General features: G+C 63.9%; 17 protein-coding genes. 3 read left to right on the top strand and 14 right to left on the bottom strand.

Features of this window, described 5'->3' with window-relative positions; all coding sequences use genetic code 11:
- Positions 1-48: 48 nt before the first annotated feature.
- The 10 genes from ACLI1C_RS00180 to ACLI1C_RS00135 form a co-directional block, all read right to left on the bottom strand.
- Entirely contained in the window at positions 49-303 is a 255-nt protein-coding gene (locus tag ACLI1C_RS00180; RefSeq protein ID WP_411394835.1) for a hypothetical protein, read from the bottom strand.
- Positions 304-314: 11 nt separating this feature from the next.
- Entirely contained in the window at positions 315-1,289 is a 975-nt protein-coding gene (locus tag ACLI1C_RS00175) for an ABC transporter substrate-binding protein (protein ID WP_411394834.1), read from the bottom strand.
- Between the two features lie 19 nt (positions 1,290-1,308).
- A complete protein-coding gene (locus ACLI1C_RS00170; RefSeq protein ID WP_411398170.1) occupies positions 1,309-2,160 on the bottom strand; it encodes an ABC transporter permease in 852 nt (283 codons plus the stop codon).
- A gap of 245 nt (positions 2,161-2,405) precedes the next feature.
- Entirely contained in the window at positions 2,406-3,272 is an 867-nt protein-coding gene (locus ACLI1C_RS00165; RefSeq protein WP_411394833.1) for an ABC transporter permease, read from the bottom strand.
- On the bottom strand, positions 3,269-4,063 hold the full coding sequence (locus ACLI1C_RS00160; RefSeq protein WP_411394832.1) for an ABC transporter ATP-binding protein: 795 nt from the start codon (positions 4,061-4,063) through the stop codon (positions 3,269-3,271). The genes ACLI1C_RS00165 and ACLI1C_RS00160 overlap by 4 nt, the downstream gene beginning before the upstream one ends.
- Positions 4,060-4,437 carry a hypothetical protein gene (locus ACLI1C_RS00155; RefSeq protein WP_411394831.1) on the bottom strand — a complete coding sequence of 126 codons (378 nt, stop codon included), beginning with the start codon at positions 4,435-4,437 and terminating at the stop codon, positions 4,060-4,062. The genes ACLI1C_RS00160 and ACLI1C_RS00155 overlap by 4 nt, the downstream gene beginning before the upstream one ends.
- The gene (gene hydA, locus ACLI1C_RS00150) at positions 4,437-5,891 is read right to left on the bottom strand and encodes a dihydropyrimidinase (RefSeq protein WP_411394830.1); all 1,455 of its coding nucleotides are present in this window, start codon (positions 5,889-5,891) and stop codon (positions 4,437-4,439) included. The genes ACLI1C_RS00155 and hydA overlap by 1 nt, the downstream gene beginning before the upstream one ends.
- Before the next feature lie 10 nt (positions 5,892-5,901).
- On the bottom strand, positions 5,902-7,152 hold the full coding sequence (locus ACLI1C_RS00145; protein WP_411394829.1) for a Zn-dependent hydrolase: 1,251 nt from the start codon (positions 7,150-7,152) through the stop codon (positions 5,902-5,904).
- Positions 7,153-7,164: 12 nt separating this feature from the next.
- On the bottom strand, positions 7,165-8,658 hold the full coding sequence (locus tag ACLI1C_RS00140) for a CoA-acylating methylmalonate-semialdehyde dehydrogenase (RefSeq protein WP_411394828.1): 1,494 nt from the start codon (positions 8,656-8,658) through the stop codon (positions 7,165-7,167).
- Positions 8,658-9,938 (bottom strand): aspartate aminotransferase family protein, encoded by a 1,281-nt coding sequence (locus tag ACLI1C_RS00135; RefSeq protein WP_411398168.1) that lies wholly within the window; start codon positions 9,936-9,938, stop codon positions 8,658-8,660. The genes ACLI1C_RS00140 and ACLI1C_RS00135 overlap by 1 nt, the downstream gene beginning before the upstream one ends.
- Before the next feature lie 173 nt (positions 9,939-10,111).
- Here ACLI1C_RS00135 and ACLI1C_RS00130 point away from each other — a divergent pair, with 173 nt between their 5' ends.
- Positions 10,112-10,831, top strand: coding sequence for a TetR family transcriptional regulator C-terminal domain-containing protein (locus tag ACLI1C_RS00130; protein ID WP_411394827.1), 720 nt, complete (start codon positions 10,112-10,114; stop codon positions 10,829-10,831).
- Positions 10,832-10,877: 46 nt separating this feature from the next.
- On the opposite strand, the gene ACLI1C_RS00125 is transcribed toward ACLI1C_RS00130, so the two are convergent.
- Positions 10,878-11,300, bottom strand: a complete 423-nt coding sequence (locus ACLI1C_RS00125) for a DUF4260 domain-containing protein (protein WP_411394826.1) — start codon at positions 11,298-11,300, stop codon at positions 10,878-10,880.
- Positions 11,301-11,394: 94 nt separating this feature from the next.
- Positions 11,395-12,462 carry a diguanylate cyclase domain-containing protein gene (locus ACLI1C_RS00120; RefSeq protein ID WP_411394825.1) on the bottom strand — a complete coding sequence of 356 codons (1,068 nt, stop codon included), beginning with the start codon at positions 12,460-12,462 and terminating at the stop codon, positions 11,395-11,397.
- Positions 12,463-12,898: 436 nt separating this feature from the next.
- On the opposite strand from ACLI1C_RS00120, the gene ACLI1C_RS00115 reads away from it, so the two are divergent.
- Complete coding sequence (locus ACLI1C_RS00115) at positions 12,899-13,252, top strand: septal ring lytic transglycosylase RlpA family protein (RefSeq protein ID WP_411394824.1); 354 nt, start codon at positions 12,899-12,901, stop codon at positions 13,250-13,252.
- Between the two features lie 61 nt (positions 13,253-13,313).
- On the opposite strand, the gene ACLI1C_RS00110 is transcribed toward ACLI1C_RS00115, so the two are convergent.
- Together ACLI1C_RS00110 and ACLI1C_RS00105 are read right to left on the bottom strand one after the other, a co-directional pair.
- Entirely contained in the window at positions 13,314-14,276 is a 963-nt protein-coding gene (locus tag ACLI1C_RS00110; RefSeq protein WP_411394823.1) for an aldo/keto reductase, read from the bottom strand.
- A gap of 23 nt (positions 14,277-14,299) precedes the next feature.
- Positions 14,300-14,455: a DUF1127 domain-containing protein gene (locus ACLI1C_RS00105; RefSeq protein ID WP_411394822.1), complete on the bottom strand. Its 156-nt coding sequence runs from the start codon at positions 14,453-14,455 to the stop codon at positions 14,300-14,302.
- Positions 14,456-14,639: 184 nt separating this feature from the next.
- Between ACLI1C_RS00105 and ACLI1C_RS00100 the strand changes: the two genes are divergently transcribed.
- Complete coding sequence (locus ACLI1C_RS00100; RefSeq protein ID WP_411394821.1) at positions 14,640-15,509, top strand: LysR family transcriptional regulator; 870 nt, start codon at positions 14,640-14,642, stop codon at positions 15,507-15,509.
- Positions 15,510-15,517: the final 8 nt, after the last annotated feature.

Below are 15,517 nucleotides of genomic sequence, written 5' to 3'. Positions count from 1 at the left end.
TGGAGGGCTCCTGACGGTTGTTTGGGATTGCTGTTGCCGCTGGAGCGGTCAGGCAAGGCCGATGAACGACAGGATGGCCATGACGATGACGATGAGGCCGACGATGTAGATGATGGAGTTCATGGGATGTGCCTTCTTCTTGATTGACGCAGGTGGTCCATCAACCGAAGGCGCGCAGATTCGTTCCGAAGTTGCGCAAAATATGTGCAGATTGAGGCAGGCCGCCGTAACAAGATCGCGAGGAGAATCGCCCAGCGATTCAACAAAAAAAGGCGGGGATCGCGCCCCGCCTTTTCCCTGCAATGCCGATTGGCCTAGAGGCCGTCGGTGACCACGGTGGTATAGGCGCCTTCCGGCTGAGCCTTGATGATCGACTGGTCGATCAGCGCCTTGACTGTGCGCTCGTAGGTGGCCATGTCGAGCTTGGGATCGGTCGGGTCGACCAGCTTGGCTACTTCGCCGGTCATGTAGAGCTGGTGCTCAAGCGTGGCAGCCCCGGTATCGTCCATGTCGACGACGATCTGTGCGGCTTCCTCGGGGTTTTCGGCAGCATAGGCCCAGCCCTTCATCGAGGCGCGGACGAAGCGGGTATAGGCGTCGACCTTGGCCGGATCTGCCAGCGTGTCTTCCATGACGTAGAGACCGTCTTCGAGCAGGTCATTGCCCATTTCGGTATAGTTGAAGATGGTCAGGTTTTCCGGGCCGTAGCCGGCATCAAGCGCCTGGCCATACTCGTTGTAGGTCATGACCGAGATGCAGTCGGCCTGGCCCTGGATCATCGGCTGGATGTCAAAGCTCTGCTGCAGAACGGTGACGCCGCCTTCCGAACCGTCGGTGGCAATGCCTTCCTTGTTCATCCAGGCAAAGAACGGATATTCATTGCCGAAGAACCAGACGCCCAGCGTGTGGCCCGGGAAATCGGCAACCGTCTTGATCTCGGTTTCGGTCGGGCAGATCATCATCAGGCCGCTTCGCTTGAAGGGCTGGGCGATATTGACCAGTGGCACGCCGCTTTCACGCGCGGCCATGCCGGCCGCCATCCAGGTCACGATGATATCGGCACCGCCGCCGGCAATCACCTGTTCGGGGGCGATGTTGGGGCCGCCCGGCAGGATGGTGATGTCGAGGTTTTCCTCGTCATAGAAGCCCTTGGACTCGGCAACGAGGTAGCCGGCGAACTGCGCCTGGGTGACCCACTTGAGCTGCAGTGTCAGCGCATCCTGTGCGAATGCAGGAGCGGCCGAAAGCGCCAGGGCGCTTACGAGCAGACCTCCGATAAACTTGTTCATTGTCGTTCCCTTTTCCCTGTTACGTCCGTCCACCACGGACAGACGGATGCCAGAAGGTGACGCCCCTCTCGATGAGGGCGATCACCCCGTAGAAGGCAGACCCCGCGACCGCTGCAACGGCGATCTCTGCCCAGACCAGGTCGATGGCGAGACGCCCCACCCCGGTCGATATCCGGAAGCCCATTCCCACAATGGGCGTCCCGAAGAATTCCGCTACGATTGCGCCGATCAAGGCCAGAGTCGAGTTGATCTTGAGGGCGTTGAATATGAAGGGGCCCGCAGCGGGAAGCCGTAACTTCATAAGGGTTTGCCAGTAACCGGCGGCATAGGTGCGCATCAGGTCGCGCTCGATGGCGGATGATGCGTTGAGGCCGGCCACGGTGTTGACCAGCATCGGAAAGAAGGTCATGGCCACGACGACAGCAGCCTTGGACTGCCAGTCGAAGCCGAACCACATGACCATGATCGGGGCGATGCCAATGATGGGCAGCGCCGACATGAAATTGCCGATGGGCAGCAGGCCTGCCTTGAGGAAGGGCGAGCGGTCCACCAGGATGGCGACGACGAGTCCGGCGAGACAGCCCATGGCATAGCCGGGCAGCACCGACTTGATGAAGGTCTGGACGAAATCGGCCCAGAGGATCGAGGCGGAATTGGCGAGCTGGGCGCCGATCATGGACGGAGCCGGCAGGAGAACCGGCGGCACATTGGCGCCGCGCGTGACCACTTCCCAGATTACCAGCAGGGCTGCCCCGAAGGTGATCGGGATCAGCAGGCCAAGGCCCGCATTGTCGGCGAGACGGGGCGCCAGCACATTGGACAGACGCTCGACAAACAGCCAGGCAAACAGCCAGGCGGCGATTAGCGCCATCCAGAAGAAGGCCGGCGCGGGCGAAAAGATGCCGACGCTGGTCAGCAGCGCAACGGCGCCAAGCAGGGCCAGCGCGCCATCGGCCCAAAGGCCGATGGGCAGGAAAAAGCGGAGCAACGTCAGGAAGCCGAGCCCCAGGAACGCCTTGAGCAGGAGGGCTTGCTCGAAGGGCGTGACCAGGCTGAGGGCCAGGGCTGCGGCGGAAAGACCCCCGGCGACAAGGGCGAGGAAGAACTGCAGCTGGCTCATGGGCGCGCTCCCATGCGGGTATTGACGACCCTTTCGGCGGCGCCGACGATCATGACCAGCACGGCGGCCAGGGCCGCGGCGATGAACAGGGCCGCCCAGATCTGGATGGTCTGGCCATTATAGGAGCCGGTGAGCAGGCGCACGCCGAGGCCACCGCCGGCGGCATTGGACAATTCGCTGACCACCGCGCCGATCAGCGAGATGGCGATGCCCACCTTCATGGAGGCGAAAAGCATCGGCATGGCCGCAGGCCAGCGCAGTTTCCAGAAGGTTTGCCAAGTCGTCGCATCATAGGTGCGCATCAAATCGAGCTGAATGGCCTCGGGCGAGCGCAGCCCTTTGACCATGCCGACCACGACTGGGAAGAAGGAAAGATACATCGAGATCAGCGCGCGCGGCACTGTGCCGGTAATGCCGACCGCCCCCAGCCCGACCACGACCATGGGCGCGATGGCGAGAATCGGAATGGTCTGGCTGGCAATGATCCAAGGCATCAGCGAGCGATTGGCCGCTTCATTGTGCACGATGACGACGGCCAGGGCGACGCCCAGCGCCGTGCCGAGGACGAAGCCGAGCAGCGTCGAGGAGAGGGTGATCCAGCCGTGATAGGCGAGCGAGCGCCGCGAGTTGAACTCGAGCGCCACCGTGGCATTCCAGATTTCGCCGATCACCTGATGCGGCGCCGGCAGGACCGGGCGATCCTGCGCCCAGGTCTGGAGGGCGAAATCGGTGAAGGGCACATCCGTCAGCTCAGCGCGCGTGTTCAGCGTGGTCTGCCAGGGCGCATTCATGCCGATGGCAGCGGTGTACCAGATGACGACGATGGCGAAAAGGACGGTGAGGATGGGGAGGACGCGGTTCAAACGTGGTCCTCGTCATAGCTGTGCCCGGCCCGCAGCCCCTCGCGTACCCGCGCCGCGATGGCGAGGAATTCCGGGGTCTCGCGGATGTCGAGCGGGCGCTCCCTGGGGAGGTCGCTCTCGATGATATCCGTCACGCGTCCCGGGCGCGGCGACATGACCACGATCTTGGTCGACAGATAAACCGCCTCGGGGATCGAGTGGGTGACGAAGCAGATGGTTTTCTGCGTGCGGTCCCAGAGCTTGAGCAGTTCGGAATTGAGGTGGTCGCGGACGATTTCGTCGAGCGCACCGAAGGGCTCGTCCATCAGCAACAGGTCGGCATCGAAGGCCAGAGCGCGGGCGATGGAGGCGCGCTGCTGCATGCCGCCGGAGAGCTGCCAGGGATATTTCTTCTCAAAGCCCGAGAGATTGACGAGATCCATGGTGCGCTTGATGCGCTCGGCCTGTTGCGCCTGCGAATAGCCCATGATTTCGAGCGGCAGGGCGATGTTCTTTTCGATGGTGCGCCAGGGATAGAGCGCCGGCGCCTGGAACACATAGCCATAGGCCCGGCTCTTGCGCGCCTGATCCGGGGTCTGGCCATTGATGGTGAGCGTGCCCGATGTGGGTCGCTCCAGATCGGCAATGGTGCGCAGGAAAGTGGTCTTGCCGCAGCCGGACGGCCCGATGAAGGAGACGAATTCGCCCTTGTCGATGGTGAGATTGACGTCGCTGAGCGCGACGACATCGCCATCATTGGTCTTGAAGGTCAGGCCGAGATTTTGGGCGGAGACAACGGCGGAAGTGGTCAAGAACACGGCTCCAGTTCGGCCCAGATTTCGCCGTCGGCGGTGAAGATGCGGACGGCGCCCGCCGCGTCGGGCGGGGTGATGATGTGACTTTCGGCGCCGAGCATATCCTCGCCCTCGTAGTGGCAGATGCCCTGCGTGAGCTGATTGCCCCGGTCATCGGCATGAACCGCGACGAAGTCGCAGCCCGAACCATAGGAGGAAAGACCCTGTGGTGTCAGGTAGCGGAGCGCATCATTGGTGAGCGTATTGGTCTTGAGGTAGGCGCAGCCTTCGGCATTGCCATAATTGCCCTGCAGTGCCAGCTCGGCCCCTGCTGCGCTGGCAGCGCCTGCCAGCACCATGACCATGGCTGCCCCCCAGCGTCGCGCCACCATCAGACCCCTGTCGCCGGGATGCCGCTGCGCTCGACCTTGCGGGGCGCGACGATGTCTTTCCACTGGCTCAGCGCCCGGTTGACCGGGTTCTTCGCCTCGCGGCTGACGAACTTGCCATGGCCCGGCTCGGCCTTGACCTCGCTCTCGACGATCGAGACCTTGCCGCGGCTCAGCACGAAGCGCGGCAGGCCGGTGACCTTGAAGCCTTCGAACACATTGTAGTCGATGACCGATTGCTGGGCGGATGCCGAAATGGTCTTGGTCCGCTTGGGATCCCAGACCACGAGATCGGCGTCGGCGCCGACCAGGACCGCACCCTTTTTGGGATAGAGCCCGAGGATCTTGGCGATATTGGTCGAGGTTACGGCGACAAACTCGTTCATGGTGAGGCGCCCGGTATTGACGCCGGCGGTCCACAGCACCGGCAGGCGGTCTTCGAGGCCACCCGTGCCATTTGGTATCTTGGAGAAATCGCCAATGCCATTGCGCTTCTGCGCGGTGGTGAAAGCGCAATGGTCGGTGGCGACAACCGAGAGAGAGCCCGACTGCAGGCCTGCCCAGAGGGAATCCTGGTGGCTCTTGTTGCGGAACGGCGGGGACATGACGCGGCGTGCGGCATGGTCCCAATCGGGGCTGAAATACTCACTCTCGTCCAGCGTCAAATGCTGCACCAGCGGCTCGCCATAGACGCGCATGCCCTTCTGGCGGGCGCGGCGAATGGCTTCATGGGCCTGCTCGCTTGAGACATGCACGACATAGAGCGGCACGCCGGCCATGTCGGCGATCATGATGGCGCGGTTGGTAGCTTCGCCCTCGACTTCCGGCGGGCGGGAATAGGCATGGGCCTCGGGGCCATTATTGCCCTCGGCGAGGAGCTTGGCTGTCATGGCAGCGACGACGTCGCCATTTTCGGCATGCACCAGCGGCAGGGCACCAAGGTCGGCGCAGCGCTGGAAGGACGAGAACAGCTCGTCGTCATTGACCATCAGCGCGCCCTTATAGGCCATGAAATGCTTGAAGCTGGTAATGCCGCGATCGACGACATCGGCCATTTCATTGAAGACCTGCTCGCCCCACCAGGTGATGGCCATATGGAAGCTGTAGTCCGCAGAGGCCTTGCCGGTCTTGTTGTCCCACATCTGCAGCGCTTCGAGCAGGCTCTGGTTGGGGCTGGGCAGGCAGAAATCGACCACCATGGTGGTGCCACCGGACAGGCCCGCGCGGGTGCCGGATTCGAAGTCGTCGGCCGAATAGGTGCCCATGAAGGGCATTTCGAGATGGGTGTGCGGATCGATGCCGCCCGGCATGATGTAGCAGCCGGTGGCGTCCAGGGTCTCGTCGCCGGAGAGGTTGGGGCCGATCTCGACGATGGTATCGCCCTCGATCTTGACGTCGGCCTTGTAGGTGAGGTCGGCGGTGACGACGGTGCCGTTCTTGATGACTTTGCTGGCCATGGCTGATCCTTCAGTTCACGATTTCGGCGGTTTCGACCACCGCATGGAACAGCACGTCGGCGCCGGCCGCCGCCCATTCCCTGGAGATTTCCTCGGCCTCGTTGTGGCTCAGCCCGTCAACGCAGGGGCACATGATCATGGTGCTGGGCGCGACCTTGTTGGTCCAGCAGGCGTCATGGCCGGCGCCGGAGATGATGTCCATGTGGCTGTAGCCGAGGTCTTCGGCCGCCTTGCGTACGCGGGCGACCAGGGTCGGATCGAAGGCGACGGGATCGAAATGGCCCACCGCTTCCATGGCGTAGCCAACACGCAATTGCTGGCAGATTTCTTGCGCTTTGCTTTCGATTTGCTGGCGCATGGATGTCAGCTTGCCCAGGTCCGGCGAGCGGATGTCGACGGTGAACACCACCGTGCCGGGCAGGACGTTGCGCGAATTGGGCGCGAACTTCATCTGGCCGACACCACCGACGGCGCCGGGCTGGTGATCCATGGCAACGGCCTGGACCATTTCGAGGATACGCGCCATGGCAAGGCCGGCGTTCACCCGCATGTTCATCGGCGTCGAGCCGGTATGGGCTTCCTTGCCGGTCAGGGTGAATTCGAGCCACCACAGGCCCTGGCCGTGGGTGACGACGCCGATCTGCTTGCCTTCGGCTTCGAGGATCGGGCCCTGCTCGATGTGGTATTCGAAATAGGCGTGCATCTTGCGGGCGCCGACGACTTCCTCGCCGCGCCAGCCGATGCGGGCGAGTTCGTCGCCATAGGTCAGGCCGGCCTGATCCTTGCGGGCATAGGCGTAATCCTGGGTGTGGATGCCGGCAAAGACGCCGGAGGCCAGCATGGCGGGGGCGAAGCGGGCCCCCTCTTCATTGGCCCAGTTGGTGACGACGATGGGGTGCCTGGTCTTGATGCCCATATCGTTGAGCGAGCGCACGACTTCGAGCCCCGCCAGGACGCCGAGGACACCATCATACTTGCCGCCGGTGGGCTGGGTATCGAGGTGGCTGCCGACATAGACCGGCAGCGCATCGGGGTCGGTGCCCGGGCGGGTCATGAACATGGTGCCCATCTGGTCGACACCCATGGTGAGGCCCGCCTCGTCGCACCAGCGCTGGAACAGGCGGCGACCTTCCGCGTCCTCATCGGTCAGCGTCTGGCGGTTGTTGCCCCCGGCAATGCCGGGACCAATCCTGGCCATCTCCATGAGGCTGTCCCAGAGCCGATCACCATTGATGCGAAGGTTTTCTCCTGGGGCAGACATGGGGCATGCTTCCTATTTGACGCTGGGGAACGAGAACTCGGCGCCGCCCTTGATGCCGGCGGGCCAGCGGGTGGTGACGGTTTTGAGGCGGGTGTAGAAGTGGACGCCTTCGGGGCCGTAGATGGAGTGGTCGCCGAACAGGCTTCGCTTCCAGCCGCCGAAGGAGTGGTAGGCGACCGGCACCGGGATCGGCACGTTGATGCCGACCATGCCCACTTCGATCTTGTCGGCAAACTCGCGGGCAGCGTCGCCGTCGCGGGTGAAGATGGCGGTGCCATTGCCATATTCATGGTCGTTGATGAGCTTGACCGCCTCATTGTAGTCATTGGCACGAACGACCGAGAGGACGGGGCCGAAGATCTCTTCCTTGTAGATGGTCATGTCGGGCGTGACGTGATCGAACAGCGTGCCGCCGACATAATAGCCGCCTTCATAGCCCTGGAGCGAAAAGCCGCGGCCATCGACCACGAGCTCGGCCCCCTGCTCTACACCGGCGTCGATGTAACCGACGATCTTGTCGCGGTGCATCTTGGTGACCACCGGACCCATTTCAGCGTCCTTGTCGGTGGCCGGGCCGATCTTGAGGCTTTCGACGCGCGGCTTGAGCTTGGCAACCAGCGCATCGCCGGTTTCCTTGCCCACGGGAACGGCGACGGAAATGGCCATGCAGCGCTCGCCGGCCGAGCCGTAGCCGGCGCCCATCAGCGCATCGGCGACCTGATCGAGATCGGCATCGGGGAGGATGACCATGTGGTTCTTGGCGCCACCCAGGGCCTGGACGCGCTTACCGGCCGCCGTGCCGCGCTGATAGACATATTCGGCGATCGGGGTCGAACCGACGAAGGAGACCGCCTTGATGTCGGGATGGTCGAGAATGCCGTCGACCATTTCCTTGTCGCCGTGGACGACGTTGAGAATGCCCTCGGGGAGGCCGGCTTCCATGAAGAGGTTCCAGGCCAGCATGGAGGCGCTGGGATCGCGTTCCGACGGCTTGAGGATGAAGGCGTTGCCGCAGGCGATGGCGGCCGGATACATCCACATCGGCACCATGGCCGGGAAGTTGAACGGGGTGATGCCGGCGACGACGCCGAGGGGCTGGCGATCGGAATAGGAATCGATGCTCGGGCCGACATTGCGCGAGAACTCGCCCTTGAGCAGCTGGGGAATGCCGCAGGCGAAATCGACGCAGTCGATGCCACGGGCGACTTCGCCCAAGGCGTCGTCATGCACCTTGCCATGCTCGCGGGAAATCTCGCGGGCCAGGTCATCGGCATGCTGATCGAGCAAGGCCTTGAACTTGAACATGACGCGGGCGCGCTTCATCGGCGGGGTATTGCCCCAGGCGACCTGCGCCTTCTTGGCCGAGGCGACAGCGTCGTTCAGTTCGCTCAGGGTCGAAAGCGGCAGCTCGGCCGAGACCTCGCCGGTGGCCGGATTGAAGACCGGCACGCGGCGGCCCGAAGAGACATAGCGCTTGCCGGCAACGGCGTTTTCGATCGTGTTCATTATTCGATACTCCGCAGGGCGGCGCGCACGCCGTCGATCAGTTCGCCGATCTGCGCTTCGCTGACGATGAGCGGCGGGGACATGGCGATGATGTCGCCGGTGGTGCGGATCAGATAGCCATCCTCGAAGCATTTGAGGAAGGCCGAAAAGGCGCGCTTGGTCGGCTGGCCGGCAATGGGTTCGAGCTCGATGGCGCCGACCAGACCGATATTGCGCACGTCGATGACATGAGGCTCGCCCTTGAGCGAGTGGAGCGCATCCTGCCAGACCGGGGCCAGTTCGGCGCCGCGCGTGAGCAGGCCCTCTTCCTTGTAGGTTTCGAGGGTGGCAAGGCCGGCGGCCGAAGCGATCGGATTGCCCGAATAGGTATAGCCGTGGAAGAACTCTATGACGTGTTCCGGGCCCTGCATGAAGGCGTCGTGGATTTCGGAGGAAACCAGAACTGCGCCCATGGGGATGACCCCATTGGTCAGGCCCTTGGCGGTGACCATGATGTCGGGCGTGACGCCGAAATAATCGGCGCCGAAGGGGGTGCCGAGGCGCCCGAAGCCGGTGATGACCTCGTCGAAGATCAACAGGATGCCATGCTTTTTGGTGATGTCGCGCAGGCGCTGCAGATAGCCGGCGGGCGGGATCAGCACACCGGTGGAGCCGGCGACGGGCTCGACGATGACGGCAGCGATGGTGGAGGCATCGTGCAGGGTGACGATGCGCTCGAGTTCATCGGCCAGATCGACACCATGTTCGGGGAGGCCCTTGGAAAAGGCGTTCCTGGCGAGGTTATGGGTATGGGGCATGTGGTCGACGCCGGTCAGCAGCGAGCCGAACATCTTGCGGTTGGTGACGATGCCGCCCACCGAAATGCCGCCGAAATTGACGCCATGATAGCCGCGCTCACGGCCGATGAGCCGGGAGCGAGCGCCTTCGCCCTTCACCCGGTGATAGGCCAAAGCCACCTTGAGGGCGGTTTCGACCGATTCGGAGCCCGAATTGGTGAACAGCACGTGGTCGAGCCCCTTGGGCGCGATATCGACAATGCGGTTGGCCAGCTCGAAGGCCTTGGGATGGCCCATCTGGAAGGCGGGCGCGTAATCGAGCTCGGCCACCTGTTTGGCGATGGCTTCAACGATCCTTGGCCTTGCATGGCCGGCATTGACGCACCAGAGGCCAGCCGTGCCGTCGAGCACCTGGCGGCCATCAGAGGTGGTGTAGTGCATGTCCTTGGCAGCGACGAACATGCGCGGGGATTTCTTGAACTGCCGGTTCGCGGTAAAGGGCATCCAGAAGGCGCTCAGATCGTTCGGCACCACGGCATTTGAATTGGACACGAAGTCGCGCTCCCATTGATTCTGCACCGGTCGGTCGTTTGGCTCTTGACGTGAGGCCGTTAAGTCCAGAAATTTTGACCAGTTGGAAAAATGTTAGCACTCCCAAACTTTCTAGCAAGGCGAAAATGCCGCTGAACAAAGTGAAAAGTGCCGAGGTCGCCGCGACACCCAAGCGCCAGCACAAGGCTGATGCCAAGGCGGCGGCACATCCCCATGCCAAGCCGCGTCCGCTGACACGCATCCAGCGCGAGAAGCAGGACATCATTCTGGAGGCGGCGCTCGAGGTCTTTTCGGTGCATGGCTTCCGCGGCGCCACCATCGACCAGATCGCCGAAGTGGCGGGGATGAGCAAGCCCAACCTGCTCTACTACTTTCCCCGCAAGGAAGAGATCCACCGCCGGCTGATGGCCGCGCTGCTGGAGACCTGGCTGGCCCCGCTGCAGGAAATGAATGCCGACGGGGACCCCTTCCCCGAGATCCGCTCGTATATCCGGCGCAAGCTGGAAATGGCGCGCGACTATCCGCGCGAAAGCCGGCTGTTTGCCAATGAAATGCTGCAGGGGGCGCCGCGCATCATCGAGATGATCGAGGTCGATCTCAAGAACCTGGTCGACGAAAAGGCCAAGATCCTGCTCGGCTGGATGGACCAGGGCAAGCTGGCCCGGACCGATCCCTACCACCTGATCTTTTCGATCTGGGCCACGACGCAGCATTATGCCGATTTCGACGTGCAGGTGCGCGCCGTGCTCGGCCCCAGCCGGGGTGGCGAGGGGCGCTTCGAGGATGCGGCGCGCTATCTCGAGCACCTGTTTCTCTATGGCCTCACGCCAAGGCCCCGGCCCTGACAGCTGCAACCACCATACCTGCGCGTCCGGTCGAGACCGGCTGGTCTTACGTGGCTTGACCGCGATGGCGGCCCTTGCCGATCGGACCGAGATGGGTCTGGTGGAAGCCGGAGCGATGCTTGAGGCCGTAGCCCAGCAGGCGATCAATGCCGATATGGGCAACCCAGATGGCAGCAAGGCCAAAGGCAACGGGCCCGATGACGAGGCCCAGCAGTGCCAGCAGGGCGGGCGCGACATAGGTGTGCACCAGATTGTAAGCGAGCGTCCCTAGCGCCGTGGAGCGCAGATAGGCGAGCATGGCCAGATCCGGCGCGAGGAACAGCAATGCGAAGACCAGCCACGACTGGCCCAGCCAGGCATAGAGAAGCACAGCCCCCACGAGCATGACGCCGCCTTCAAGGCGCTGCAGCAAAATCGCGCTGGCGTCGTCTCGCGTTACTGGGCCGATTGCGTCTGATAAATGGGACATGAGCATTCCTTTCTCTGCTGGAGGACGCTACTTCATTCATGCGTGTCTGGCATTTGCCGATAGTTGCAGGACTGCCATTCATTGATGAATGGGATCAGGCCGACGCGCTCAATTGGGGCCGTGCGGCAAGGTCGTCGTCGGCGAAGCGGAAGCTGCTGCCCTGGCTGGACTTGGCCCGGTACAGCGCGGCATCGGCCTGGGCCATGAGGTTGGCGGGCATGGCATGGGGCGCAGTGCTCACGACGAGACCGAGGCTGATGCCCACACGCACGGACAGGCCGGGAAGATCGATCGGCGCCTCGATCAGGGCGATGCAGTCGCGCGCCAGGTCGGAGAGGGAGAGATGGTCCAGCCGGCCGGTGGTGAGGAGGACGAATTCGTCGCCACCGAAGCGGGCGAGCAGTTCGCCGGGATGAAGCAGGCCGGAAAGCCGGTCCGCCACCGCGCGCAGCACATTGTCGCCAGCAGCATGGCCGAAGCTGTCATTGATGATCTTGAAGCCATCGAGATCGAAAGCGATGATGGCAAAGGGGCGCGCGTCGGCGGTGAGATCGGCCAGGGCGGTCTCGAAGGCCAGCCGATTGGCCAGACCGGTCAGCACATCGCTGCGCGACTGATGATGGGCAAGGCGGCGCTGCCGCTCGATATCGGCGACCAGGGTCCGCAGCCTGACCAGCAGCAGGAAGACGACCAGCAGCAGGCCGCCGACCAGCGGGATGCGGATCGGGGCGTAGCCGCGAAACAGCTCGTCCGCGCGGGACGTCGGCGTCCAGGTGAGAAAGCTGCCGGATGGCGCCTCCCCGGCCAGCAGGGGAATCTGCTGCAGGCCGCGCTCGGTGCTGACTTCGGTGGACAGATGGACATCGCGCAGGCCGGTGGTGCGGGCCAGCAGGTCGATCCCGGCTTCGGTCAAGGGGCCGTTGGGGCCGGAAATTGCATCAATGGCATTGGCGGCGCGCAACCGCTCGGCGTCGAGATCGGCGCGTTCGATGGCCTGCAGGATCTGCAGGGCCGAGCCGACGAGCAAGGTCACGGTCACCAGCAGGACGCCGGCACAGAGCAGCACCAGGCGCCCGATCTTGTTGATACCGTTATACTCGTCCGACCGCGCGGCCGCGACGGCCGGCAGCGCGCCGGGATGGTCTATTGTTTGTAGAAGCATTGCCCCGCGTCCTAAGCGCGGAGAGTGTGAGCCCCAACTCCTTGGTAAAGCGTTAGCAACGTGGCCCCAGCGGCCACAGTCTCGCCTTATTGAGTGCCGGGAGGCCATGCGGCGGCCCGAAATGTTGATGGAACGCGAATAAAAATGCGCTTTCAGCGTCTTGGAAGCGGAACCGTGGCATCACGGCCACAGCGCGCAAGATGAATCCTGAAACGGGGATTTCGGTGGCTTGCTTGAGCGATATGCGGGCGATGAGTGGATTCATTTCCTCAGATCTGCCCGACATGTTCAGCAACACGGCAGAAATGGGAACGGAAAACCTGAGGCATAGGCGCAACAGATGGGTCATGCCGGCCAGTCATGGCCAGTATGGGCACATTGTGGCCCGCGACGGCCATTAATCAACAACTCACCTTAACTGAAGTGAGTTCCTAGCTTGATTAGAAAAGCCGTTTCCGTCGCCGCAGTTGCTGCAGCCCTCCTCTCCTTCTCCACTGCAGCCTATGCCCAATGCGGCGGCGCCTCCTGGTACGGTCCCGGCTTCCACGGGAAGACGGCCGCATCGGGAGAAACCTTCAACGAGAACGCCATGACGGCGGCGCATCGTTCCCTTCCCTTCGGCACCAAGGTCACCGTGACCGACCAGCGCACCGGCAAGCAGGTGCGCGTGACCATCAATGATCGCGGCCCGTTCCACGGCAAGCGCATCATCGACCTGAGCAAGGCGGCGGCCACCGAACTCGGCTTCCGCAATGCCGGCACGACCTCGGTCTGCCTGGCGCAGAGCTGACCTCCCGGCGACATCAGCCGATGTCGTAATGGGCCGCCCTTGCCGGGCGGCCCTTTTTCATTCAGCGCAGGCCCAATGCCTCGATGGCGGCAAGTTGGGCAGGATCGAGCGGCCCGCGCCGTTCTGCCTCCAAGGCCTGGTCCAGTTCGGCGGCATTCTTGACGCCCAGCACCAGCGTATCGACGCCCTCAATGCCCAGCGCATAACGGTGGGCGATGATGGCCGGGTCCTCGCCCCAGGCGCGGCAGAGGTCGCGATAGGGCGCGGCGCGCTCGAAGTCGACACTGGTGGGCGAATCTTCGGCGCGATCGATCGCATTGGTGAGGGCACCGGCCTGCACTGCCCGCACGCCCATGACGCCGACGCCCGCGGCCCTGGCGGCCGCGATGACATCGCGCGGGCGTGGCGCGAGGCCGGTGCCGTTCATTTCGCCCGGGCTGTCGAGCAGATTGGCGATGGCCTGCACGGCGGCCGGTCGGGGCGCATCGGCCAGGGCGTCGATGGTGGCCGCGGCATGATTGATGCCGGTAATGCCCCAATGGCCGATCAGCCCTTCCTGCACCAGCCGCGCAAAGGCGGGACGAACCGCCTCGCGGTAGAGCGAGAGTGCGGTGGATCGCTCATCCCGGGGCGGCTGGCCGGCGGGGTATTCGAAGTCATCGGGCCGGATTTCGCTGTGCAGCAGGAACATGTCGACGCGCTTGAGGCGCATGGCCTTGAGGCTGGCCTGCAGGGAGGTGCGGAACCGGTCATAGACCTCGGCGGCCGGCACGGTGCCGAGCGAATATTTGGTGGTGACCCGCACGCCGGCCGGCAATCGTCCCTCGAAGGCCCGGCCGATCATGGCTTCGCAGATCTTGTAGCCGGGTGCGGCGTCGATGAGGTCGATGCCCTGATCGACGGCATGGCGCAGGGTGGCCACCGCATCGTCTTCCGAGGTCGGGCCCCAGACCTGGCCGATGCCGCCACCGCCCAGGGTCAGGCGGCTGACGGGGCCGAAGCTGCCGAGTGTATTGGTCTTCATGATGGTCTCCTTGGGCCGAGGGTTCAGCGGCAGATGTCGAGGCCGGCAACGAAGCGGTCGATCTCGTCGCGCCGCGTGCCGAGATCGGCAAGCAGCCGATCGTCGAGGCTGTGCAGCTTGTGAATGGTGAGGCGGCGCAGGCGCCAGTCAACGAATTTGCGGATCAGGGGTTCAAACATGGCAATGCTCCTTGGCAACAGGGCAAAGCCGGCCCCATGCGGAAACGCGGCGTTTCCGGTTTTCAGGTCTGGCGGTATCGGCTTGGCCCGCCGACGCAGCCCTGGCGTCGACAGGGCAAGACTTGCTCATTTTGCTGGGCTTTCGCTATAGTCGAGATCGCAATGCCCTTTGCAGAAATGAAAAATGGACTTCAGCTGGGACGACCTGCGGCTCTTTCTCGACGTGGCGCGGCTGGGCGGGCTCAGCGCCGCCACCGCGACAACCGGGCTGAGCGCGGCGACACTGGGCCGGCGCATCACGGCGCTGGAACGCCAGCTCGGCGAGCCGCTGTTTCACCGCAGCCAGACCGGCTACCAGCTTACCCCGGCCGGCGAGGACCTGCTGGCGCGCGCCGAGGATGTCGAGGCGGCCATGCTGTCGCTGAGGCGCTGGAAAGAAGGCGCCCTGGGCGAGCGGGTGGTGCGCCTGTCGGCCGGATCATGGACTTCGGCCTTCGTGGCCAGCCATATCGGCACGATCTGGACGGTGGAGGACCGGTTCGGGCTTGAACTGGTGACGGCCAACCAGAAGGTCGATATCGGCCGGCGCCATGCCGATCTGGGCATCCGCAACCAGCGTCCGACCGAGCAATGGCTGGCCGGGCGACTGATCGGCCGGGTGGCCTATGCCATCTATTCGGGCGTCAACCTGATCAACGGCATCAAGGCCGGCTATTTCGTTGGCGTGGCGGGCGAAGGAGGCCAGACCCATTCCGCCCGCTGGATGCAGGCGCGCCATGGCGACCGCATCGCCGTCAGCGGGCACGACGCCATGAGCGTGCGCGAACTGGTGGCCAATGGCGCGGGGCTGTCGGTGTTTCCCTGCTTTGTCGGCGACAGCGATCCGCGCCTCGTGCGCGTCGCTACGCCGATCAAGGAGCTGGAAACCGACCAGTGGCTGGTGAGCCACCATGAGGAGCGCCACGACCCCTCGGTGCGGGCAGTGGGCGAGCGAATCACCGCTTTGATGCAAAGGCATGGCGCGCTGTTCCGGGGCGAGGTTCCGCGGGGCTGACGGACCTG

The sequence above is a fragment of the Devosia sp. XGJD_8 genome, from assembly GCF_046614475.1.
GTDB lineage: Bacteria > Pseudomonadota > Alphaproteobacteria > Rhizobiales > Devosiaceae > Devosia.
This window is presented reverse-complemented; position numbering and strand designations above follow the sequence as displayed.